The organism is Bdellovibrio bacteriovorus (assembly GCF_001592735.1).
Taxonomy (GTDB): Bacteria; Bdellovibrionota; Bdellovibrionia; order Bdellovibrionales; family Bdellovibrionaceae; genus Bdellovibrio; species Bdellovibrio bacteriovorus_D.
This window is the reverse complement of record NZ_LUKE01000001.1, coordinates 590,804-615,621: the sequence shown is the minus strand read 5'-3', so window position 1 is coordinate 615,621 and position 24,818 is coordinate 590,804. Positions and strand designations below refer to the sequence as shown.

The window sequence follows — 24,818 nt, the reverse complement described above, 5'->3', positions numbered from 1 at the left end:
ATCATGGCAAAAGAATATTTTTCGGATCTGAACTACACATTGGCCAACGAAGACACGCGTGTGGAGTGGGAGCTTTTGCCTGCCAATGTGGATCGGGTTTTTAGTATCGCTGGTTCGGGGGCGCGCTGTTTACCGCTTTTGGCAAAAAAACCGAAAAACCTAGATGTGATTGATATGTCCGTCAGTCAGCTTTATTTGTGTGAACTGCGTTTGCAGGCGATGAAGAATCTTTCCTACGGGGAATATCTATTTTTAATGGGTTACCGCGGGGCTTTGCAAGGGGGTCCCAACGAAGGGGATGATCGCGAGGCCTTGTATCGTCGCTTAAAACTTTCGCCCGAAGCAACGGCTTATTGGAACGAACGTGTGAAGGGATGGAAGCCGAAAGGTTTTATTCTTTTAGGTCGGTGGGAATCGCACTTTCAAAAGATCGGTGTTTTATTTAGGGATTATTTAAAGTGTGATTTTACGAAAATCTTTGAAACACAAAGCTTGGCCGAACAAGCCGAGGCTTATGAAAAATATTGGCCGAAACTTCGCTGGAACAGCTTTATCCGAGTTGTTGCCAGTGAATATGTCTTTAATAAATTTCTTTATAAAGGACATTTCAGCGGTAAATCCGATCATCGCACGGAACAGCGCCCACCCTCGCAATTTATTATGGAAGAGTTTGAGCGTATCTTTAAAACTCAATTGGTGCGTAAAAATTATTTTATGCAGATTTTGTTTTTAGGAAAAATCGCTTACGAAGAGGGCCTGCCATTAGAAGCCCATGAAGATGTCGTAGAAGCGGTCAAAAAATCAAAAACCGAAATTCGGTACTTGCATGGCAACCTTTTAGAGGAGCTGCCAAAGCATGCCTATGATTTTATCTCTTTGTCAGACACGATTTCTTATCTGCCTCAGCAAGAGGCCAATCAGATTTTACAAAGACTGCATCCTGATACCAAGTCAGGCAGTCAGATGGTGATCCGCTCTTTTATGCGCGCACCCACGGCCATGGATCTAAAATCATGGCAAGAACTAGTAGATAAAAATATGTGGGCGCAGAACTTAGATGGAACTGGGGTTTACCAGTTCCATATTTTTAAGAAAAATTAACCGATAATCTTGATTGTGCCGGCTTTACCATCGATGCGGACCTTCATTCCGCTCTTTAGTGTCTTAGTCAGGCCCGGGATGCTGACAACAGCCGGAATTCCCATTTCACGCGCCACGATGGCTGAATGGGATAATAAACTGCCGCGCTCAACTAACAAACCTGAAATCGCGGGGTACAAGGGCACCCATCCTGGATCGGTTCTGGCCGTTACCAGAATCTCTCCATTCAGCTCTAAGTTATCACTTGGATTCATGATGACCTTCACCGTACCTTCTAAAATACCTGGGCAGCAGGGCAGACCTTTTAAATCCCATTCTCCATTGGCGTCCGCTGCTGGGGCTTCGACTTCTTTAATGAAAGCATTGTTCCAGTAGACAGCTCCGCGAGTCATAATGCGGGGGTCAGTTTCTTCGGTGAAGTTTGCGTATTCAGATTTACGTAAAGTCACCAGTGCTTTCATATTGTACGAAGGCAAGGTGCCATTATAGACACCAAAAACTTCTTCGATGGTCAGCCAAAAGATATCGCGCGGATGTTCGATGGCTTGTTGTGAAGCTAAATCTTCACCCATGGTTTGGAAGATTGTACGCGCAATACCGTAAATACGTGTGCGCGCAAAGCGGGTGTTCTCGCGGTTTTTAACAGCTTTGCGAGCATGTTTTAAGACCCAGAAATAGATCTTTTTCTTTATTCCGGTTAAATGACCAGCCACTTTTTCTTCGGCCTGTTTGCGCAAAGATTTTTCGTGGGAATCATCATGGATTTCAGTTTGTCCGGCTTTAAGATAATTCTTTAAGCAAACAAAAAGATAGCTTGGGTCCGTTAACAGATCTATCTCTTCAAGCTTCATTTCGCTCATACAGCGGAAGCCGAAACGATCTAGGTAATCTAAGACTGATTTGTAAAACTCTTGGTATTGCGATTGATTGATGGCTTCCAACCCATCTTTGGGATCGACGTCTTCAATCAAACGATGCAGTTCCGGATATTGTGCAGCCTTGTTGGCCAGACGCAATAACGCTTTTGTAGGCTCCGCACTTTCAAGTCCGCCTTCACCGGCTAAAAGATCATTTTGTATTGTTGGATCTAATTGCGAAAGCCATTTCAAAGTCAGCTTACGTAAAAGTCCAAAGTGAACCATGCATAGAAAGTCATTAATGATGGGCGCTTTCCACCGACCCAACATATTTCTTTCCATATCTTGGTAAACTTGCACCAGCTGATCTCCGCGTAAGCGTTTTAAGGGCATGGCGCGGAAACGATCATAGTCGCGGTGGAAAGTTTTTAAGAAATCATCCACCACAGACTGAATGGTAAAATGGTATTTAATAAAATTAAATCCAGTGATGATTTTACGAATGCGACCCGCCGGCGTGTCCCAGGACGGATGCGGTTTAATACGATTGGCGATTTCATCACTTAAGGCTTCAGAAACACCCATCATGGTTTCCATGAATTCTCGGTTTTGTTTAAAGCCCGGCAGAACGCCGACAAGCTTGTACCAATTAAAAAGGTTGTAATAAACCCGACCATTCAAACTGCCCAGCATGTTTCCTAAGTAAGAATCCATGTCTTTGATGATTTCATTAGGCACACCTAAGACTTCACAAAATTGCACATAGACGGCTTTATAATTTCTAAGGGCGAAGCTAAAACTTAAAGGCGACGTCAACCCACCGTAAGATTCAATGATATTCGAATTGTCCCAAAGATTCGGGTATCCGATCAGATCTTGATCAAGGTTTGTGACCGGACGAGTTTGCAAAAGATAAATCTTACCATTTTCAATGGCCCATTCGATATCTTGCGGACGATGATATTGTTCATTCAGCTTTTGACCAAGCTTGTAGAGGCCGTGCAACTCAGAGCTATTCAGCGCAGGGACATTGATCAAATCTGCCGCGACTTTTTGCAGTTCGCAGTGACCTGAGTTGGCTCGCCTCATCATTTCCGTTTTTTCCACAACCTCTTGTCTTAAAAGACCGCCGGTTTTTGCATCAATCCAGAAAGAGTCTGCATCTAAAGCACCCGAGACTAAGCCTTCACCCACTCCGTAAACGGCAGAGGCGACAAAGCTATCTGTCTTTTTTGCGACTGGGTCGCAAGTAAAAAGAACGCCAGATTTATCCGGATCAATCATTCTTTGTAAAACCACCGAAACGGAAATCTTTTTTAGATCAATTTTATTTTCTAAACGATAGACCAAGCTGCGCTCTGAAAAAGCAGAGGCCCAGCACAGTCGGATGTATTTTAAAATATCTGCGGCCCCTTGCACATATAAGAAACTTGAAAGCTGACCGGCAAAAGAATGGGACAAGCTGTCCTCATCCGCCGCTGAGGAGCGCACTGAAAATACATTCTGTGGCCCAAGATGATTTAAGGCTTCGTTTAAGCTTGCTTCTACTTGAGGTGGCAGTGGGGTTGATTCAAAGAGCTGGTGAATTTCTTTTTCGCATTGAGCGGCAGTGATTTTTCCTGCTTGTAAGCTTTCTAAAATATTATTCAGGCTTGCTTGCACGCCTGCACTTTGCATGAACAGATGAAAATATCTTTTACCAAAGACCACCCACTCCGGGATAGGGAGGCCCGCCTGCGACATCAGGTAAAGGTTATAGCCTTTACCACCGGCTTCATTTTTGGCAAAGAATAGGGTGGAGTGCGGTGTAACTAACATTAAGATGCTCCCAACACGTAAATCACAATTATATAATGAACTAGCAAGTAAGCCGCAGAACTATTTCTAAAGATTTTGGCAGCTTTGGCGTTGCCTTGGATAAGGTACAAGGAGCTGGCCGCAAGGTATAGCACGAAGGCGGCGATCACCAAGGGCTCTATCTTTGCTGAAGAAACTAAAATAATCCCGATTGCTGCCTGGCTCGTCGATAATAACCAAGCCCCCGTGCGGCCAAAGATATTGGAATAACTCAGAACACCAGGACGTTCTTCTGATACGGCAAAAGTCTTTCGGGCAAATTCAAAAAGATTGAAAAAAGCCCAGTTCATTAAAAAGAAAATATAGATGTCAGCATGAAAATCAGTGATTGAAATACCCGTCATCGCGACACCGGCAGAGATCGCAAGCAAAAAACTAGAAAATGTATGCGTCACCGCATAGGTCGTTAAATGCGGGCGTAAAAAATCGCCGATAAAAAACTCTTCATACATAAGCAGGCTGTAACCAATAGCTAAACCGTGAACGATAAAGCTATTCCACCCACCGACAAAGGCCGCAAGTATCAACTCGAAAATAATCAAAAGCAGCAATGCTTTTTTGACTTGGATCACCGAAAGAATTCCCCGAGCTAAGGGACGGGTGGGATTGATTTTTAAATCCACCTCATAGTCTTTGATCTCGTCAAACAAACGCATGCGAAAGAAAAAGGACAGCAGCAAAATAAAGGTCAAAAAGAACTGAGTCCAATTCCATTCCATTTCAGCTTGCTTAGATAAATACAACCCGTTGACCGCCGTAAAGACGGCGATCATCGGAATATAGGATGCGGGACTGAATCGTTCTTTAACGAGGATCCACCAATTACCCAATAACGACTCCTGGTTGTTTTAATTGATCACGCAGGACTTTATATTCAACTTTCGAGTGATGACGGGGGTCCATAGGAACTTTTTCTATGAATTGAATATGATCCACGGGGATCTTATTCTTTTCAAACACGCGTTGGATTTCTTTTTTGGCGGATACGAAATCAAAAGATTTTGGATCAATATCTGATTTTAATTCCACCACGGCGTGAGTTGCTTGGCCTAGTTTTGCGTCATCCATACCTAAAAAAGCACAGCGATAAGTAAAGTCCATGCGTTTCAATAAGACTTCGGCGCGAACGGGGAAGTAATATTTCCCGGCGCGCTCAATGGCATTGTTCACGCGGCCCACGATCCATAGATTTTTATCAGAATCAATATAGGCAAGGTCGCCGGTACGATGCCACACTCGGTTGTCATGGCCCATGATTTTCGTCGTCTTGAAGGCTTCGGGGTTATTATAGTATTCGCGACAAACGTGGTCGCCCGTGCAAATAAACTCGCCCACGTCACCATTGGCAACCTCGATCTTATCCCAATCTGTTTGGGATAACGAAATCGGACCATCCTTGATGCGGATGAATTTAAAGTCGATATCATCACTGATATGACCCACGTTCACACCTTCCTCGATGATTTCTGGATCAGTGACTTTGCTTTCTTTAAGCATGTCCCGGCCTTCAATGTGGGCCATGGGTTCGGCTTCGGTTGAGCCATAAAGAATCCACAGATCACTTTGCGGGGCGATCTCGTAAAACGCTTTAACGTCATCTTTAGAAATGGGGGCGCCACCGGTCACCACGCGACGCAGTTTTGAAAGCTGAAGGCCCTTTTCTTTACAGAAACGCGAAAGCCCGACCAGCATGCTGGGTGATAATGTCGTGCAGTTGATATTTTCATTGATAATTTGGCAAGCCAGCAACGCGGGGTCTTTGTCCGAAGGGGCTGATAAATCTAAAGCCGGTAGCACGGTGGTTACACCCGACGCTAAGTTATTTAAACTAAAGATCGGGAACGCCGGCATATCCTTATCTTGTTCCGTGTAGGGAATGACATGCGAAAGGGCTTGATGTTGCGCAGATAAGAAGCGGTGAGTACGGTTGGCTCCCTTGGGCTTACCGGTTGAGCCCGTCGTAAAAGTGATAAGAGCGGTGAATTCACTTTCCACGGCCGCCACGGGGGAAGGATCTTTTTTTAGCAGATCTTCAAATTTATGAGTGAACTTATCCCCTGGTCCGTAAAGAATACGGACCGGCATAGATTTAAATTCAGGAACTTGATCGACCAAATCAAAAGCCATTTTAAAACTGATCATGGCCTTAGGGCCCACGCATTCGGCCGAAGCCCCTAAGTGATGGCTGCGCGCCCAGGAATCTAGGAACACGGCAATAGCCCCAATACGCTGAACGGCAAACATCGCCGTGTACATATCTAGGGCCATCGGCAAAAAGATGATCACGCGATCGCCTTTCTGAATACCGATATCTAAAAGTCCACGTGCAAAAGAATTAATTCTTTCGGCAAAATTTTTGTAAGTGATTTTATCATGCGCAATCGGAGTCATGGGATTTCCATCCCAAGCTTGCAAAGAATCACGACGCGCCCACGTCAAAGCAATGCGATCAGGGAATTCACGCAAGTGTTTTTCCATATAACTAATGACGTTATTTCTTTCGTCAGATCCCGGGAAGTAACCGATTTTAGGATTCATGGTCTTAGACTCCTCTTGCAAGGCTTTGACGATTTCGCGAGCATGCGACCAAATCAGGCCATGACCCGCATCGTGAATTTCAACTTCCGTTTTATTTGGATAAGCTTTAAAAACATCACCCTGGGCCTTACGGTCAGAGACTTTATCTTTCGCCCCATAAATCACGGTGACCGGAACAGCGGATACATCCGCGGGGCTCCATGGATTTGCTTGCATGGCCATTTTTTGAAAAGCCGTTTTTTTCCACAAATGCCATTCTTGCAAACGGCCGTTGACAATCTCTAGATAACTATCATCTTGAGACTTTAAAGGATGAATAAGATCCGCGAAAAAAGAATCTTTGGCTTTAGCGTGGTTGGCTTTTAGCAAAGCGTCACCTATGACCGGCAGATGCAAAAGTGCTTGCGCCAAACCCGAAATCTTTTTTTCAGGTTTAACATAAGGGGCCACCAAGATTGCTTTTTCAATGGAAGAGGCAAAAGGCTTTAAAGCCTTTAAAACGCGGTAACAGCCCCAAGAATGACCCAGAAGAATTTTTTTATCAGAGGTTTTTGTCAGCAAACTTGTCCAAGTGTCGTCGTGGGGATCCACCGTTACAAGTTCATAACCTGCAGGAAGTATTTTTTTAAGCAGATTCCAATCTTCAGGATGTCCGGGGTTGCCATGAAGAGCCAAGATGGTTTTCATATTTTCACACCTCTTAAACGAAGCTTATAGAAGTCTTTAATACCTGGGTTTCTTCGATAAACCGTTTTTTCTGTTTTAAGATTGCTTTGTCCTTCTATTTTTCCAGCATGATTTATTTTTGCAAGTACTTGTGAAGCGGCCTGCGCCTCAAGTCGGGCGGCTGCTTGAATCGACGCTAAATAATTTTTTTTGTCAGATGGGACTTCCGTCGTATTTAAAATGGCCCCGTCATCTAATTTTGAGGTCATGACGTGAATGGAGAATCCTGCGGGCGTATTTTCAAGATGAGCCCACAGATCGCACATCAAACCTCGTTGATCGGGTAAAAGTCCATGGTGGATATTAATGCATCCCAGACGCGGGAGGGCCAAAATGTCTTTACGAAAAAAGGACCGAGTTCGCGCATTCAATATTAAATCAGGTTGGATGGTGCGAAGCGCTTCAAGGCATTCGGTCGAATTGATGTCTTTAAAAATAAGGACCTTTTTCTGGGCCTGTTCATAATATTTTTTTTTTCGTAAGCTTGAACTGCGAAAATAATTTTTTAAAAGCTGCCAACCCATGCGTGGGCCGGCCAAAGAGACAATTAAAAGTACGGCCTTTAAAATGATATCAGGACTGCGATTGTCTAAAATCAGCAGTCCTTCGATGTGAGGATCGTGGGCTAGGGGAAGTATCAGATCCTCATAGTTATCGGGTACAAATGTCACGGCGGAGGTGACGACCCAAGTTCTCATTGATAAAGCTCGTCAATTTGCGCCTTGAATTTTTGATCCAAGACTTTGCGTTTGACCTTTAAAGACGGAGTTAACTCTCCACTTTCAACGGTAAATTCGTGGGGCAAGACCAGATATTTTTTAATGCTTTCAAAACTTGCCAACTGGGAATTGGTGTCGGCCACGACTTTGCGAATAAGATCTTGCACAAAGCTTGAGGCGACTAGATTATTCCAGTCCTCATAAGGCACGCCACGCTCTTTCGCCAAATTCGCCACCGAAGGACGATCTAAGGTGATCAAGGCCACGATGTACTTTTTTTGATCTCCGTGAACGTGGACATGCGATACGTAAGGCGAAAGTTTTAGCAAACCCTCTAAACGCTGCGGAGCTACGTATTTCCCGCCGGCAGTCTTAATCAGATCTTTTTTACGATCAGTGATCTTTAAATCTCCACTTGGTAAGATTTCACCAATATCTCCGGTGTGAAACCATCCGTCGGTAAAAACTTCCTTAGTCGCTTCAGGATTTTTATAGTACTCCTTCATGACCTTGTCGCTTTTCACAAGGATTTCGCCGTCGTCGGCGATTTTAAGTTGCACATCGCCGATAGGGCGGCCCACGCTGCCAAAGCGATAGTTATAAGGCACATTCACGGTGATGGCCGCGGTGGTCTCTGTCAGTCCGTAACCTTCTAAAATCAGAATCCCGGCAGAGTGAAAAAAGATGGCAATTTCCTTCGGGATCGGGGCGCCACCACTGATAGCAAAACGCAAACGGCCACCGAAGGCGTCTGTGATTTTTCTTAAGACCAGTTTGCGCGCGATTTCATATTGTAAAAGTAAATCTAAAGGCAAAGCTTGGCCGCTCATTTTGTGTTCGCCCACTTTGCGGCCGATGTCTAAGGCCCAACTAAAAAGTTTTTGTTTTAAAGGTTGGGTCTGGATCTGCGCTAAAATAGCAGCATAGATTTTTTCAAAAATTCGTGGCACGGCCACCATGATCGTCGGGCGTACGTCCGCTAAATTGCCGCGCACTTTTTCAATGCTTTCGGCATAGGCCATGGTAAAGCCGATGTATAAATGTCCCCAATGTTCAATGCGACCCAGGATATGGGCATAGGGAAGAAAGCTTAAAGAAGTATCTTTAGGGTTCGCCCCCGCATAAGGAAAAGCCTCAGAAACTTCACTGTAAGCTTGGCGATGAGTCATCACCACACCCTTAGGGCGGCCCGTGGTTCCTGAAGTGTAAAGCAAAGTCGCAAAGTCATCCGGGGTGATAGAAGAACACAGCTCGCGGAACTGAGTGGGATGAGCTTTTAAATATTCCGCGCCAATTTTTTGCAATTGATTCCAAGTGATGGCTTCGGGGTTTGGGCAGGTCTCATCAAAAACAATCAATTTTTCAATCAAAGGGCATTCTTTACGAACGGCTTCAAATATTTTCAAAGGACCGCGAGTTTCAGATATCAAGATGCGCGCGCCGCTGTTGTTAAGAATGTATTCCACATCTTCTGCGGTGTTATTTTGATAGACGGCTACAGTGACGGCCTTGATCCCGAAAATAGCTAAATCGCTGACGGACCATTCATAACGAGTGTTGGCCATAATGGCGATGCGGTCGCCAGGTTTAATGCCCAATGCCAGCAAACCTGCGGCAACGGTTTCAATATCGTGATAGTAGTCCTGCCATTTTTTTTCTTTCCATTCGTCGCGGACTTTGAATTTAATGGCAATATGATTCGGGTCCCGGTCCGGCATACTTAAGATGGAGGACCCAAGCGTGGTGGATTTCGACATGATGAGGGCTCCTATTTCAGAAACAGATCCAACGTTCTTCGTTCATTTTCTGGAACGGTGACAGTGGCTTCCGCCGACAATCCCGTAGTTTTATTGCGAGCTTGGATTTTGATCGGAACACCGGCTTGAATGGTGTAAGTAGCACCTGAAGGCTTAATATCCACTGGAATGCCAGAGATAACAAGTTCTGGATTTGCGCCACCATTAACAATGTTAATTGAAAGGGAAGCCATCATACGTAAGCGTTCAAGCTTTCCGCTGAAAGAATACGCTTCGTAAACCGGAGTGACGGTTGTTACTAGGTCGGTGTAGCCCTCGCGAACCAAGCGCACTGTTACGGGTGTGTTGGCTTTGACCGTTTTTCTAAACGGCGTGTACTCTTTAGTGTCGACATTATCTAAAACGACACGGGCTTTGTCGGGGACACTATGAATAGTCATAGTGTATTCCGGAGCATTGGAAGCGGTTTCCATCGTATTGATCGGAACTTCTTCCGCGACGGGCTCTGACGTCGTCGCGCGACCTGGATCTGTGCTTGCCGTCATTTTCGGTTTTTTGCTCGCAAAAAGATTTTGATAAGCCCAGCTGCCGCCAACGACTAAAGCTAATAATAATACAGCCTTCATCACCCAGCCGGTGATTTCTTCAACCGGCAATCCTGATCTTGAACTTGGCATGGGGCCACGGATTGTTCCAGAAGAGGGGGTGCGAGTCATCGTTCCAACGCTCGTGCGTGTCTGCGTGACGCTGATATTTGTCTGCGTGCCGCCTTGGGGACGAGGAGGTGGTTTTAAAGGATCTAAAGAAACGCGGATGTCGGTCGACGTGTCGATATCCAGTTTATCTTCGGCATCGGGATCAACCTTTGCACGGCGCGGAGGCTGTGGAGGGCGCACGTCGGTTTGGGTCACGACCGTTTTATCTTCAGCCGGTGAACCTTGAACCTTCGAGTATTCAACAAGCTTACGACGCTGATCTAAGAATACGCTGGAAAAAGCATTCTTCATGAATACGCTAAAATCGTGAGGAGAAAACTCGGGATATTGAGTATTTAAAAAGCGATTCAGATCGCGATGAAAAGCGGATGCGGTTTGATAGCGCAAGCTTTTATCTTTGGCCAAAGCTTTATTCACGATCTGCTCAAGCTCCGGTGGAATCGAAGGATTGATTTTGCGGATCGAAGGTATTTGGCATTCACGGATTTTTCTTAGAATAGCCGCTTCACTGTTAGAAGTAAAAAGACGGTCATTTGCTAAAAGCTCCCAAAGGACGATGCCTAAAGAGAATATGTCTGTGCGCGTGTCGATGGATTGACCATCGGCTTGCTCCGGACTCATGTAACCGTATTTACCTTTAAGGGTTCCGGCTTTAGTGGCTTCCAATTGAGTTTCGGCTTTGGCGATACCAAAATCGATAATCTTAACTTCACCCTCAAAGCTAACCATGACGTTCTGTGGGGACATATCACGGTGAACGATGTTTAAAGGCTTACCCGTAGTTCCATCGATACAACGGTGAGCGTGGTCTAAGCCCGCCGCCACCTCTTTGATCATGTAAACGATCTGTTCAATCGTGAACTGCGTATTTGATTTTTTTAGTTCATTTAAAATTTGACGAAGATTGCGGCCTTCTACATATTCCATCACCAGATAGAACTGACTTCTTTCAACCCCGAAATCATAAATAGAGACAACGTTCCCGTGATTTAAATTCACGGCGATCTTTGCTTCCTCTTTAAACATCTCGATGAATTCTTGGTGATCTGAATATTGGGGAAGGATGCGCTTGATGGCGACAAATTTATTTACGCCCACGGCACCCGTGGATTTTGATAGATACACTTCCGCCATGCCGCCTGCGGCAAGTCGCTCTAAAAGAATGTATTTACCAAATTGTTCCAAGGCCTGAGACATGAAAATCTGTTCCCCTTTGGGAGGTCTATCGGTAAAATGACCCCAATCCTTAAGGAGATTTGAGCTATGAAATGGATCGGCCTGACCGGAGGTATTGCAAGTGGTAAGAGCACCGTCAGTCAACGCCTTCGCGAGCTGGACTTTCAGCTGGTTGACGCCGATGAAATCGCGCGGGGAGTGGTACAAAAAGGCTCGCCTGGACTTAAGTCAGTCTTAGAAAAATTCGGTCATGAACTTCTCGACCCCGAAGGACATTTGAATCGCCGCAAACTGGCGCAGTACGTATTTGATGATCCTTTTAAAAAACTGGAACTTGAAGCGATCTTGCATCCGCTGATTAGGGCGGAAGTCAAAAGACAGCGCGAAGTTTTAGCGAGCCAAGGGCATAGCTTGGCCATTTATGACATGCCTTTGTTAGTGGAGTCTCAAGCCCAGGCTCAATTTGATAAAGTGGTGGTGGTGACCTGCACACTTGAACAACAAAAACAACGTCTGCGTTCTCGTAATCAATGGACAGATAAAGAGATCGAGGGTCGTTTGCAGGCCCAAGTGCCGTTGAAAGAAAAAGAAAAATACGCCGACTTTATTGTTCGGAATGATAAAGACCGCGCGCATTTGGAGACTGAAATTTTACGACTGACGAAGTGGTTAAAGTCGCTTTAAAAGCCGAAGTTATAACCGAATTGGGCATAGATATCCGGACCTGTCACCGCAAGACCGACACCGAACTCCCAAATGAACTTTTCACCGATACCGACAGCGGCGCGCAAGCGCCAACGGCGAATTTCGGCAAATCCCGCAAGCTCATCCTTGGGATCTAAAATCATGTTGGCCGATGCCCGCGCATAAGGCATAAACTCATCCCCCGGGCAGCAATACCAACGACGACCGACCGCCACCCCCAAAAGATTCTTTTCGCTCACCTCTAAATGATAATCCCAAACAATCTGGTCATTTTTTAAAGGCATAAAGCGCAAAGCAAAATAACCGCCTTGAACATACTCATCGCGTTCTAAAAGATTGCCGCCATCGTACCCAATGGAAAGATTCATGAAAAATGTCACGGGATCTTCGCGAAATGCGGGATTGGTTCTGACCAAGGCCGGATCATCGTCCCCCCTTAAAGGAGTGGACTCAACCGTCGTGGTTGTTTGTGGTGCCGCAGACGCTGGGGCGGCATTCAAGACGAAGGTCAAAAAAAATGGAAGCAGCAAAAGTCGCATACGAATAAGTATAAATTATGACTACAATCATTGTTAATGAAATTTGGAGGCAAAATGATTTCAAGACGGGGCTTATCCTTGAGCCTAGTAACTTTGGCGTTCTCTTCTATAAGTTTAGCCCAAAGTATTAGTACGACCATTCATCATCAGTATCAATCTCCGCGCGCGATGGGAATGGGTGATGCCTTCGTTGCTGTTGCTAATGATTATACGGCCATCTTTTATAATCCGGCGGGTTTAGCGCGCCGTGAAGATGGTCAGATCAATCTTTCCATGAGCTATGCGGCAACCCCAGGAGCTAAAGATTTTTACGATGAATATAAAGTTATCGAAGATAATGCGGCCTTGTCTGAAACGGATAAGCAAACGCAGTATTTGGAGTTGATCCAACGCCACTACGGCGATGTGTTTTCTGTACGGGTCTCTCCGTTAGAAGCCGCGTGGGTGCGCCCGAATTGGGGAGTTGCTTTAATTCCGTTAGATGTCAGTGTGGAAATGGCCATGCATCAACAAGTTGGTCCTACTTTAAATGCCACCGTGTATGCAGATACAACTTTGGGCCTTGCTTATGCCGATGATCTAAAAGGTTTTGATCATGGCCGTTTTTCATGGGGTATCACTGGTAAATTCGTCAACCGCGGTTTTTTTAGCAAACCGATCAGTGCGACGGATTTAGCGGCGAGTGATGAAATTGTAAGAAAAGAGGACCTATTAGAAGGTTACACGATCGATGCCGATATCGGTGTTTTGTGGACACCAGAGCTTCCCGATGAAGGTTTCTGGTCTGTTTTAAGATTGGCGCGTCCAACTTTCGGCGCGGTCGTGCGTAACGTCGGTGAAATGGGTTTTGGTCAATCCATGAAGCTAGTAAATAAAGAAAACACTTCAACGGATCGTCCAGAAAAGTTGTACCGTGTGTATGATTTGGGCTCTCGTTGGGAATATCCATCTGCCTGGATTTTTGGGGGCCGGGGTGTTCTTGATGTGCGTGATTTAGGTCATCCGGATTTCAACTGGCGTAAAGGTATTCATGCCGGTTTAGAATTTGATTGGACAGTGTCGTCATGGTGGAAAGGGCATTACCGATTTGGTTTAAATGGTGCTGATTTCCGGATGTGGACGGCCGGTCTGTCGGCGGAACTTGGTATCTTTAATCTGGACTTAGTGACGTATGCGAATGACGTCGGCACTCGCAATACGCCGATTGAGAGCCGCGTTTACGCGACTCGTTTGAACTTAGATTTCTAATTGTTTTTCCATTGAAGCAGAAGCTCTTTGCCGATGGCTAAGAGTTCTGCTTCATTTGTGGTTGTAATGTCTTTTCCTGAAGTAGAGATGGCATTGTTGATCTGATTACAGATATCGCCATTTGCTGTGCTAGATCCTGTACAAGTCGATGTGTAAACCGTTTGGATGGATGCGACCACCGCTAAAACTGTTTGTTCTGTTTGCGCGCTGGGGTTTCCCGATTGGATATCGTCCGCTAATTGTTGTAAACCGTTTTCAAGGTCCGCTGGCGAACAAGCCGTGATCGTAGAGCATGAGCTTAGGCCAAATGATTTGGCAGCTTCTGCAAGTAAGGTGGCACTTTTTGCCATCGCACCAATCAATTTTAATCCCGTTGTCGAGGCTTTGTTACAGGAAACGAAAGTCTCATTGGCCAAAGTGACGCTCGGAAAGCTTAATGAGGTCAGTAATGAGGATGCTCCTTCACCATTACTGATGGCGTTCAGTGCGTTGGAAAGATTGCGCGGGCTGGTGACTTCAGCTTCAATAAATCCTGCCGCGCAACGAAGGGTGTTGGCTTGCATGGTATCGAGTCCCGCGATCTTTGAAACACAGGCTTTAGCCGTAGGCCCATCAGTGGCTTCATCTAAGCAAAACTGTGCTTCGGCGATCATATCTTTTTCGGATTGCGCGCCTTCGCAACCTGCCAAAAGAGCACCCATGCTTAAACTCAGGATCACTGCTGCCGTCTTATTCATTTTAAACTCCTTCAAGAGAACGAACTGGTCTTATATATAGGGCTTATCGGCATAGTACCAAGGTCCTTAACGGGCCTTTCCATTACAGGTCGAGATGAAAATAAATGTTCTGACTTTCGTCGTTATTTTAGACAGTCGTCTCAATTTGATCCCCATTTCTGCCGATGAAGATCTTGAAAAAGAGGATTCTATGAAACGGATTTTATGGATCTCACTCATTCAAATCACAGTTTTCTTGTCGCTTTTGCAGGATGCAAACGCCCAAGAGCGTCGCAGTTTTTACAGCGGAGTCCGCTGCCAAGGCATGGGCGGAGCTTGTTTAGCTGTGACCAATGATGAAACTGCATTGTTAGTAAACCCCGCAGCATTGGGGAAACTTCGTGATTTTTACGGGACGATGTTTGATCCCGAATTAGAGTTTGGCTACAACACTTACGGCATGTATAAAGAGCAAAGCTTTTCAAACCCGTTCACCTTGGAAGATGTGGTCGGTGCTTTGGATAAAAAACGCAGTTCTTATTACCACGCCAAGGCGCAAGTATTTCCTTCGTTTGTTGCCCGAAATTTTGGTATCGGTCTTTATGGAAACTATTTATTAGATGCGGAGATGTCGGGGGATGGCAGCACCATCAATACTTATTACCGCAACGACCTTGCATTCGTATTAGGTTTTAATTTCCGTTTTCTTGATGGCCGCGCCAAGCTTGGATTTAACACCAAACTTATCAGTCGTATCGAAGTCTCTGATCCTGCCTTAAGTGCGACGGGTCCGTTAGATTACAGCACCATTGCCAGTGAAGGCGTGGGTCTTTCTACAGATGTGGCTTTGATGTTAACGGCCCCTTGGACCTTCTTGCCGACGGTGACAGCGGTATTGCGAGATGTGGGCGATACAAAATTTGATTCAGCGAGTGGCGTGCGTATGAGCACTACGAACCGTCCCAATTTGGTAAAGCAAGACTTAGATGTCGCAGCAGCGTTGTTTCCTATCCACACCAATAATGTGCGTAGCTCGTGGACGGTTGAATATCGTGGCTTATTAACATCAGCGGATGAGCCCGACAAAGCTAAACTTTTGCATGCCGGTCTCGAAATGAACTTCGGGGATGTGTTCTTCCTTCGCGGAGGATATAATCAGAGATATTGGACAGCGGGATTCGAGCTGGCATCAGAGAGATTTCAATGGCAATTGGCGACTTACGGAGAAGAAGTAGGAACGGCCGACACACCTAAAGAAGACAGACGTTACACATTTAAATTCGCGTTTCGCTTTTAAGGATGGAAAGCATGAAGCCTTTGCGTAAAATCCTCATTTTAGTTCTGAGCTTAGTGATCACGACATCGTGTGATAAACCGAACGTGTTGACTGAGTATTCTAAAACGGATGGCGATGACGCTTTATTTTATGAATCGCGCAAGATGATGGATTCTGGAAATTGGGACGGGGCTATCACCATTTTGACGACAACGCTGTCGCCGACCTTTCGTTCGCAAACAAAGGTGAAAGAACGCTTGATGCATGCCTACGGTGGCAAGTGCGGGATTAACTTTTTTAATTTGATTCAAAGTTTAAAAAATGTCAGTTCTTCAAAAATGTTTGAGTTTGCGTTAGAACTGTATGCGACTCAGCAGACCGATATCACGGCTTGTGATAATTCGATTGCGACATTGCGTGAACTTGGGGCGACGGCGAATTTAAGAACAAATAACCAGAATGTCTATGCCGCTCTTTTGGGTCTTACGCGTATGGCGGTGGCTTTAAAGACTAAATTTGATACGGAATCTTCGGGCTTGGGTGATGGAAATGTGGATGTTACTTGGAATTCCTGTGATGCTTCTGCAGCCGCAAGCCATCTTACCGATGCCGATGTGAATCGTATCTCTACTGGTATTGGATTGATTTTTGAAAACCTGACCTATCTTTCTGACGAATTGACTGCGGGTTCCGCGGGAAGCGCATTTGATTCGGCAAAAACATTGTGTGAAGCGACTTTGCCCGTGATTGGCAGCCCCTCAAGTTACGACGCAAATCCGCTATGGGCGGGAAAAACTTGGGATCAACTTCCGATCACGCCGGTTCTGCCGGTAACACCGAAGTATTCCGACTTTGGATTGCCAGCATATTTCGATGAACCCCTTTCTTGCACGAACACGTTAGATTCGGCGGTGACCGAGAATATGCGAATCATTATGCGTCGCTTGATCGCAAGTTCTGACATGGGATTTGGATCTTGCAATATTAGCGGTATTACCGTCGACTTTACTTTTGATACCAGCGGCATGCCTCCGTATCCTCGTCCTGAAGGATCCATTGTTTCAAGCTGTTGCCCTAATTTGGATCCTCAGTGATGAAGTTTGTGTTTTCCGTTCTCCTTATTCTTACTTCGGCCATAGCCCAAGCTCAATTGGGTGATGCCTCTCGTTCGGCAAGATCGCGGGCCATGGGTGGAGTGTATGCGCCGTTTGCTCGTGGAGCAGATGCGATCTTTGTCAATCCGGCAGGTTTAGCGACTTCACCGGTTTTAGAGATCAAGCTTTTAGAGCTCAGTGCCGCGACGAACAGCTTTACTTTTGAAAATATCAAAAACTTCCAAGATATCGACGCGAATGATCCGTCGACATTTAACAGATTTTTTGGGGAAAAAGTATGGGCCCAAGCCACAGGTAAATTGGGTGTGGCGATTCCTTTTTTTGGTATTGGCTATTTGAATAATGCCGAGGTTTCGTTAGAGCTGCATAATCCGGCCTTTCCCGAATTTGACACTTACTTTGTGCAGGACGAAGCCATTTATTTGGCGGGTGCATTTCCTTTAAGTCCTACGACCTATTTGGGTTTGGCATTTAAACGGATCAATCGCTGGGGAGGATCGACCCAAGAGCTCAGCATCGGTGATGTGAGCGATGCTTCAAGCATCCAAGACATCGGTGATAGGTTCCAAAATAAAGGGCAAGGTTACGGGGTGGATGTGGCGCTTATGACCGAACTCCCAGTTCCCGTTTTTAAACCAACATTGGGTCTAATCATGCAAGATGTGGGAACGACCACTTTTAACAAAACGGCCGGGGATGAAGCGCCGCCTGCGATCCCGCAAAGTCTGACTTTTGCTGGTGGGTTGGGCGTGGACTTGCCGGGGCTTGATGTTCTGGTCGGTTTTGAAGCACGTCATTTGACGGAGCCGGATATTCAAATCGGAAAAAAATTGCATTTGGGTGCCGAAGTGTCTTTGCCGATGATTGATTTGCGTGCGGGTTATGGTCAGGGCTATTTTAGCTATGGCGCCGGGGTGAATCTTTTGATCTTTCATATTGATGCTGTAAGTTACACCGAAGAGATGGGTGTTTATCCCGGTCAAGCGGGTGACGCACGATATATGGTAACTCTGAACATTGATTTAAGCTTTGATGCTGACTTCAAATTCACGGATAATAGCGGCAAGAAGAGAAGACTCAAACAACGCCGGTGATCCGAAAGAATGCTAAAAACAGTTCTGCTGAATAATAGATCTCAAATCAAAGAGATTTTCCAACACTATAATCCCCGCGTGCAATCATGGCTCGTTTCGGATCTGCGTACTAAATTTGAGCTTCAACAGAAAATTCTGCAACAAGATGGTCAATTCATTGATGAGTCCGTATTGCGTGCCAGTGATTTATGGAAAATTCTTTTAAAGCGTTTAGATCCCAAATTGCGCCTCGTCAGTGATCCTTTCGCCCGCAGCTTGCTTCGAACAATCATGGATGAAAATGCGGAAGTCTTGGGTGTGAACTCTTCGGCCGAAGACACGGTATTTGCGTATATTGATGAAATGGCCGCGATCATTTTTCATCCGGACGGTACGTCGCGGTTGGAGGAATGGTTTGAATCCCACCCGGAAGCCAAGAATCGTTGGAAAGATTGGTACTTGCGAGCACGCTTTTGCGCCTTAAAGCTTTTGCACGATCATCGCGTGATCACGGGGGACTGGATCACTTCATATCTGCAAAATTTTACGGATTTAGAAAAAGTGTGGCAATTCCCTTTGATCGTTGATCTGGGAGGCGAGGTTTCCCGCGTGGAAGCTGAAATCCTGCGCACCTTGTCGCGTTCGGTGGATGTGACGGTGATAGAGCCTTCGCCGCCGTGGCGTGAAGATTTCCATTTTCTGTTAAAGCCGTATGATGATTTACGTGGGCACAGTCAGGGCAAGGCCGAAACTTTGGCGCCAAGCCCGGCTCCGCAAAAAAGCATCCAGGTTCTGCGTTTTTCGGGCATGCTTGCTGAAATTAAAAACACGGTAGGTCAGGTTCGCACTTGGCTTGACTCGGGGATTGCTGCTGAAAATATTGCGATCATTGCCCCGGACATTGAAACCTATTGGCCGGTTCTTCAAGCTTTTTTAAAAGAAGAAGGCATTGCGGCTCAAAAAGATGTCTCTCACAAAGTACAAAGTTTGCCTTCGGTGACTCGGTGGCTAGCCTCTTTGCGTTCGCGCAGTGGAAGACTTTCTAGTTCGGACTTAGAGCTTTCTTTTTATGAGCGTGATGAATCTCAGCATATTCGTTATGAAGATTTTCGCGCTTTATTTAAAAGCCTGTATACGACGGAAGATTTGTCGCGCAATGAAATCGTTAGCAAAGTCTTTAACGAGCAGTTGGATTTACGCGGGGTTATTTTGCGTGAAGCTTTTGTAGCCCAAGCTCTTTTTTATTGGACTTCCGCGTCGACAGATATGGTGGAAGTCATCTTACGCGAGCTTCTGCAAAACGCCACCGCGAACACCGCTTTAAGCTGGAAAGAATGGTTGAGCTATCTTGAAAGCATCGTCGCAGCCAAAGAGTTTAGCATCGAAAAAGGTCAGAGCCACGGCATTATGGTGACGAAGCTCATGTCCGCGGATAGCGAGAAAGCCTTGCACCGGATTTTCTTAGGGCTCACCGATGAGTCCTTAAGAAGTCGCAGTAAAACCCAACTTTCGGGTCAAGACTACTTTGAGCTGGCGAAAGATTTGGGATTTTACCTGGATAATCCTGATCAAAGTGATTTGGATTTTGAATTGCGTCTTTTGTCTGAAAGTCCTTCGAAGCAAGACCTCTTTTGCTTCGGAGCCACAGATTTAAGCGGTTCTTTATGTTCCCCATCGACTTTTTGGATGAGCTTGCAAGGGGATCATGAACATTTGTCTTTACCTTTAGAAACCCGTTGGGATGAAGTGCAATATTCGGATTTGCCGGGATCACGTCCTTCGGTACAAGACCGTAAAGAGTTTATCGAAAAGCGCATTGAACAAGACGCAGGCCGAAGAGAGCTTGATCCCGTCCAGCTTTTGGATCTGCCGCGTTTATCAGCTTCCGCTTTAGAAAGCTTTTTGGAATGTCCGTTTATTTTTGCAGCGCAAAGGCATTTTAAACTCAAAGACTTGCCGGACATTGATTTAGATGTGGATCACCGCACGCGCGGGCAATTGGCCCATGCCCTTTTTGAGGTGTTAACTCAAGAACCCATGCGGTATGATTGGAACTCCGACGAACTAGATAAAGTTTTAGAAAAAATCCGCGCGGAGAAGAAGCTCTTATTTGCCGATGAAAGACTGTGGTTACCATTAAAACGTAAGCACATCCAATTAGGATTGCGGTTTTTGGGAATTGAAAAGAAATGGCGTGAGGAATTTAAAAAAACCAAAACCGTCGGAAGAGAAACAAGATTTGAGTTTTATCTTGATCCCCGTACCGAAGAAATTCACCGCGAGCCGAAAGAGAACTGCTTTAAAATTTCAGGTCAGATTGATCGCATCGACAGTGATGGCGGGAATCAGTTAGTCCTGTTGGATTATAAAAGCTCCGCCGGGGGGATCTCCGCACATGCTTCTTGGTTGAAAAATCATGAATTGCAGCTCTTGTTTTACATGTGGGTTTTAGAAAAAGGTTTATTAGAAAACATCCAAGGCGAAGTTCTGGGTGTTTTCTATTATGTCTTTAAGAATTTTGAACGCAAAGGTTTCCGCATCGAAGATCGCGCGGGACTTTTGTATCCCGCGCCGAAAAGAAAAGACAAAAATGCCACGGCCGAAATGAAACAACAGTACCTCACTGAGTTCAGTCGTCTTTTAATGGCGACGATGGATCGCATTCGCCAAGGTGAGATTCAGCCTCGGCCAGCAGATTTTAAAATCTGCACAACCTGTGAGTGGAGGCGACAATGTCGAGCCCCGCATCTGAATTAAACATCATCTTACGCGCCGGTGCCGGTGCGGGTAAGACCACACGCCTGACTCATGAATTTTTAGAGTACGCAAAAAGCTTTAAAGAAAGCCAAGGCCGTTTCCCGCGCATTGTGGTTACCACGTTTACTCGAAAAGCCACCCAAGAATTAAAGGAACGCCTTTTAGCTAAAGCCCTAGAAGAAAAACGCGAAGATCTGTTTCACTTTGTAAGTTCTAAGTCGCAAGTGCAAATTTCAACCATCCATGGGGTGCTAAGTCTTTTCTTATCGCGCTATGGAGCGGCCGTGGGATTGACGCCGGACTATAAGATCATGAATGAAGCCGAAATCCGTAAAGGCGCGCGCAAGATCATTCGTAAATACCTTTTAGAGGACGCTCAACTGCAAGAGCTTTTGGAAGAGTATGACTTCGGCACTTTAGAAAATTCTTTGATTCATTATTTCAATGAAAGCGTCGTATTTCCTGAAATGCGCTTTATTTCGGGTGCGGAACTTGAAAAAGAGACAGAAAAGTTTATAAAAAAAACCGCGGGTGAAATTCGCAAGGTTGCTTTAGAAATTCAACAAGAATCGACCAACGACAAATGGCAAGAATATGCTCAAAGCTTGGCGCAGTTTTCTTGGAGACAAGAAAGTGAATCTTGGGAAGATTTTTATGCGCGCTTGGAAAGTTTCTGGGAGCACTTGGCAAAACCTGTTTTTCGTAAAACCTCCGCCCCATTTTCTTTAAGCCTTAATGATGAATTGAGCCAGGCCCGAGATCACGTCGATGAGCTTTTAGAATCGGGCCGATACCGGCCAGCATTTTGGGAAAAACACCAAAAAAACTGTGAGCTTTTTGAAAAACTGGCGAAAAGTTTTGCTCACGATTTTATGGCTTCTAAACTGGAGCAAGGCCTGTTGTCGATGAGTGATCTTGAAGTTTTGTCTTACAAGATCATCCGTGAAGCTCCCGAAGCGGCCGTGAAGTTTTCCCAAGAGTGGGATTACTGGATGGTCGATGAGTATCAAGATACCAGCCCCGTGCAAGTGGCGCTTTTACGTCATCTTATAGGTGAAAAAAGATTCTTCGTGGTTGGCGATCCTCAGCAAAGCATTTATCTTTTTCGCGGAGCTCGTTCGGAAGTCTTTCAACAAAAGGTGGACGAGGTTCGCAATGAAGGCGGGCAGGTTGAAAGTAAACTTGTCAATTACCGCTCTTCTCCGGAAGTTTTGGAGTTTTTAAATCTCTATTTTACAAGTCTGGGTAAAAACCAGTTTGCCGCGATGACGCCAGCTCCGGATAAAGAGAAAAAAGGCAACGCCCAACCGATTGCGCAGATTCAAATGACAGAAACATCTGACGATGACGAAACTTCAATGGAAGTTTTAAGTACGGTCGCCCGCATTCAAGAATTGCTTAAAGACGGCGTTCCGCCAGAGCAGATCTGTGTTTTGGGACGAACGCATAAAACTTTGGAAGATATTGCGAAAGTGGCTCAAGACCACGGTGTTCCTTTACAGCTTCACAGTGGCAGCAGTTTTTACGAGCGTCGGGAAGTTTTAGATGCCTTGGCTATTTTAAAGTTTTTAATCAATCCTCATGACAATGCCAACTTTGTCGCTCTTTTGCGTTCGCCTTGGTTTGGTATTGCGGATTCGGAGCTTTTAAAGTTCTGCCATCATTCCAAGCATTCTTATTGGAAAGAAGCTTTAAAGTCTGTCGAGTCGTTGTCGGATTCTCATCCGATCCGTTCGCTCAAAGGCCTTTTGGGAATGAGTGAAGAAAAGGGGCTCTCGTGGACGTTAAAGTCTGCACTGGTTGATTTTGGTCTTTTTGATTATTCCGCTAAAGTTGATTCCACGGGACGTCGAGAAGCCAATCTTTGGAAAGTCCTTTCGCTCCTTTCCTCCGAAGAACGACGTCCAGGATTTAACTTTTTAGATTTCTTGGATGCGAGTTTAGAGACCTTGACTGCGGATAAAGGTGGCGAGGACGCGGATGCAACTCCGGTGATTGAACCGAAAAGAGTGAACTTTATGACGGTGCATGCCTCTAAAGGTTTGCAGTTTGACCAAGTGATTTTACCTGGTATGGGACAAGATCCACGAGCCAGTCATGCGTCGGTTTTCAGCGTTCGGGAGAATGATGGCTTATGGTCACTCAAAGTGCGTAACGATGAAACTCAAGCAATGGATGGAAGTATTTTGGCCGATCAAATCACCGAAGAACTTCGTCAAAGGGAAGCCGAAGAGTTTAATCGCGTTCTTTACGTGGCCTTAACTCGGGCAAAACTGGGGATTACTTTGCTTTGGGATCGCAAAGTGGGCAAAAAATCATGGGCGGCTCACTGTCCTTTGAATTTGGAAGAAGGCCTCCACGAAGAAAAGGATTTTTCCTACCTTGTTCGGGTTGAAAACACGCGTCCTGAAAAAATGCTGCAAGAAACTTTGGCAAATAAGGATGTGCGCAAGCCTTGGACTCATACTATCCCGGAAGCAGTAAAAAGATCTGTTTCGGTGACGTCCCTGGTGGCGCCGGAGTCGGCTCATGATTCCGTTTATGTTCCGAAGGCCAGTCAAATGGGAGTGGGGCTCGCGAAAGCTCAACAGGGAACTCAAGCTCATCGTCTTTTTGAATCCTTGAAGTATTCTTCTTATGAGGACTTGCTCGGTATCATTGAACCCGAATTCAAAAAACCATTAGATTATTTAAAGAATGCCTCTGAAATCCCTTTGTTCGAGATCATTGAAAAAGGCTTTGTGGAGTGGGGGTTTGCCATGAAGCAAGGATCCACTTTGTTACAGGGACAAATTGATCTTTGGGGAGTCATCAACTCGACGCTTTGGGTGGTTGATTACAAGACGGGATCCCAAAAGTATTCAGATGTCGCATTTCAACAGTTGAAAGCTTATGCCTGGTCTTTAAGAAAGATGGGCTATGCGGATGGTATCCAGGACGTGAAGCTGGCGGTGGTATATCCACTTGATGAAGTTATCAAAATAAAAACATTATCAGATCTTCCGGCGATTGAAGCTGAAATGGAAAAGCTGTTACAAGAATCGCTTGTCTAGTTGTTCCGGTTTCCCTATCATTTCATTATGAAAAGAAAACCTTGGCCGCTTATTATCATCGCAGTACTTCATATTTTTGCGCCTTTCGGAAATCTGCTGCTAAATGCGATAAAGTCCGGTCGAAGTATTTCTGAACAATGGTTTTATTGGTCTCAAGTTCTGCCGAAGTCCTTGGTGTTTATTTATGTTATTGTTCCGATTGTAGCCGGGATTTTAATTCTTATTTGCCGTCGATGGAGTTATTGGCTTTATTTAGTCTGCCTGGGGCTTGTCTTTATTTCGAACGTCTATAGCTTCACGACGAATGCGAACCTGATGTCTTTTGTACTTTTGGTAGTGGTGGTCATCGCTGATCTTTTAGTGGTCGCCTATTTTGTGGTTCCGTCGGTCCAGAAAGTTTATTTTGATCCGCGTTTGCGTTGGTGGGAAGCCGCCCCTCGCTATCACTTTGATATTGAAGGTCAAGTCAACGGAACTGCGGCTTTCATAAAAAATTTGGGTCAAGGGGGCTTGTACTTGACCACAGGTCCTGAACTGTCTGAAGGGGATCGAGCAGATATTTTCTGGAACTTTGAAGGTATTGAGGTGCGCATACCGGGGAAAGTTGTGTATAAAAGCAATCGTCCCGATTTTCCTGGTTACGGAATTAAATTTGATCCTCATCCAGAAGGCGAAAAGAAGGTGTCGCAGGTCATTGCCACACTTCATCGTCGGGGTAAGATTGTGGTCGAACGTTTACCTGGGCCCGAAGATAGCTTCGGTGTATGGTTGAAGAAGCTTTTTACGACCGGCGAAGGTCTTTTCCCGCGCATAAGAAAATCATAAAAAAAGCGCGGGCTCTTAGAGAGAGCAGAAACCCGCGCTTAAACAAACGTGCCAAAAAAATATT

At 45.5% G+C, this 24,818-nt stretch carries 17 protein-coding genes; 9 read left to right on the top strand and 8 right to left on the bottom strand.

The window, feature by feature from the left end:
• Window positions 1–3: 3 nt before the first annotated feature.
• Window positions 4–1,101, top strand: coding sequence for a DUF3419 family protein (locus AZI86_RS02910; protein WP_061833599.1), 1,098 nt, complete (start codon window positions 4–6; stop codon window positions 1,099–1,101).
• On the opposite strand, the gene AZI86_RS02905 is transcribed toward AZI86_RS02910, so the two are convergent.
• From AZI86_RS02905 to AZI86_RS02880, 6 genes are read right to left on the bottom strand one after another with little or no spacing between them, the layout of a single operon-like run.
• On the bottom strand, window positions 1,098–3,776 hold the full coding sequence (locus AZI86_RS02905) for a phosphoenolpyruvate synthase (protein WP_061833598.1): 2,679 nt from the start codon (window positions 3,774–3,776) through the stop codon (window positions 1,098–1,100). The two genes, AZI86_RS02910 and AZI86_RS02905, sit on opposite strands and share 4 nt — an antisense overlap.
• Entirely contained in the window at window positions 3,776–4,645 is an 870-nt protein-coding gene (locus AZI86_RS02900; protein ID WP_253715628.1) for a UbiA family prenyltransferase, read from the bottom strand. Before AZI86_RS02900 ends, AZI86_RS02905 begins: the two co-directional genes overlap by 1 nt.
• Complete coding sequence (locus AZI86_RS02895; RefSeq protein ID WP_061833597.1) at window positions 4,638–7,040, bottom strand: alpha/beta fold hydrolase; 2,403 nt, start codon at window positions 7,038–7,040, stop codon at window positions 4,638–4,640. The genes AZI86_RS02900 and AZI86_RS02895 overlap by 8 nt, the downstream gene beginning before the upstream one ends.
• On the bottom strand, window positions 7,037–7,777 hold the full coding sequence (locus tag AZI86_RS02890; protein WP_061833596.1) for a formyltransferase family protein: 741 nt from the start codon (window positions 7,775–7,777) through the stop codon (window positions 7,037–7,039). The genes AZI86_RS02895 and AZI86_RS02890 overlap by 4 nt, the downstream gene beginning before the upstream one ends.
• Complete coding sequence (locus tag AZI86_RS02885) at window positions 7,774–9,555, bottom strand: AMP-dependent synthetase/ligase (protein WP_061833595.1); 1,782 nt, start codon at window positions 9,553–9,555, stop codon at window positions 7,774–7,776. Before AZI86_RS02885 ends, AZI86_RS02890 begins: the two co-directional genes overlap by 4 nt.
• A gap of 11 nt (window positions 9,556–9,566) precedes the next feature.
• The gene (locus tag AZI86_RS02880; RefSeq protein ID WP_061833594.1) at window positions 9,567–11,468 is read right to left on the bottom strand and encodes a serine/threonine-protein kinase; all 1,902 of its coding nucleotides are present in this window, start codon (window positions 11,466–11,468) and stop codon (window positions 9,567–9,569) included.
• 66 nt (window positions 11,469–11,534) lie between these two features.
• Between AZI86_RS02880 and coaE the strand changes: the two genes are divergently transcribed.
• Window positions 11,535–12,131 (top strand): dephospho-CoA kinase, encoded by a 597-nt coding sequence (gene coaE, locus AZI86_RS02875; protein ID WP_061833593.1) that lies wholly within the window; start codon window positions 11,535–11,537, stop codon window positions 12,129–12,131.
• Here the strand turns inward: coaE and AZI86_RS02870 are convergent.
• Complete coding sequence (locus tag AZI86_RS02870) at window positions 12,128–12,691, bottom strand: hypothetical protein (RefSeq protein WP_061833592.1); 564 nt, start codon at window positions 12,689–12,691, stop codon at window positions 12,128–12,130. The two genes, coaE and AZI86_RS02870, sit on opposite strands and share 4 nt — an antisense overlap.
• 54 nt (window positions 12,692–12,745) lie before the next feature.
• Here AZI86_RS02870 and AZI86_RS02865 point away from each other — a divergent pair, with 54 nt between their 5' ends.
• A complete protein-coding gene (locus AZI86_RS02865) occupies window positions 12,746–13,939 on the top strand; it encodes a hypothetical protein (RefSeq protein WP_061833591.1) in 1,194 nt (397 codons plus the stop codon).
• Here AZI86_RS02865 and AZI86_RS02860 read toward each other — a convergent pair.
• Window positions 13,936–14,676 carry a hypothetical protein gene (locus AZI86_RS02860; RefSeq protein WP_061833590.1) on the bottom strand — a complete coding sequence of 247 codons (741 nt, stop codon included), beginning with the start codon at window positions 14,674–14,676 and terminating at the stop codon, window positions 13,936–13,938. The two genes, AZI86_RS02865 and AZI86_RS02860, sit on opposite strands and share 4 nt — an antisense overlap.
• Window positions 14,677–14,770: 94 nt before the next feature.
• Between AZI86_RS02860 and AZI86_RS02855 the strand changes: the two genes are divergently transcribed.
• The 6 genes from AZI86_RS02855 to AZI86_RS02830 all read left to right on the top strand — a co-directional run bounded on the left by AZI86_RS02855 (window position 14,771) and on the right by AZI86_RS02830 (window position 24,754).
• A complete protein-coding gene (locus AZI86_RS02855; RefSeq protein ID WP_253715626.1) occupies window positions 14,771–15,952 on the top strand; it encodes a hypothetical protein in 1,182 nt (393 codons plus the stop codon).
• An 11-nt stretch (window positions 15,953–15,963) separates the two neighbouring features.
• A complete protein-coding gene (locus tag AZI86_RS02850) occupies window positions 15,964–17,025 on the top strand; it encodes a hypothetical protein (protein WP_061833589.1) in 1,062 nt (353 codons plus the stop codon).
• A complete protein-coding gene (locus tag AZI86_RS02845) occupies window positions 17,025–18,140 on the top strand; it encodes a hypothetical protein (protein WP_096000871.1) in 1,116 nt (371 codons plus the stop codon). The genes AZI86_RS02850 and AZI86_RS02845 overlap by 1 nt, the downstream gene beginning before the upstream one ends.
• Before the next feature lie 78 nt (window positions 18,141–18,218).
• Window positions 18,219–20,876, top strand: a complete 2,658-nt coding sequence (locus tag AZI86_RS02840; RefSeq protein ID WP_253715623.1) for a PD-(D/E)XK nuclease family protein — start codon at window positions 18,219–18,221, stop codon at window positions 20,874–20,876.
• Window positions 20,852–23,929, top strand: a complete 3,078-nt coding sequence (locus AZI86_RS02835; RefSeq protein ID WP_061833586.1) for a UvrD-helicase domain-containing protein — start codon at window positions 20,852–20,854, stop codon at window positions 23,927–23,929. Before AZI86_RS02840 ends, AZI86_RS02835 begins: the two co-directional genes overlap by 25 nt.
• 27 nt (window positions 23,930–23,956) lie before the next feature.
• Window positions 23,957–24,754 (top strand): PilZ domain-containing protein, encoded by a 798-nt coding sequence (locus AZI86_RS02830; protein WP_061835026.1) that lies wholly within the window; start codon window positions 23,957–23,959, stop codon window positions 24,752–24,754.
• Window positions 24,755–24,818: the final 64 nt, after the last annotated feature.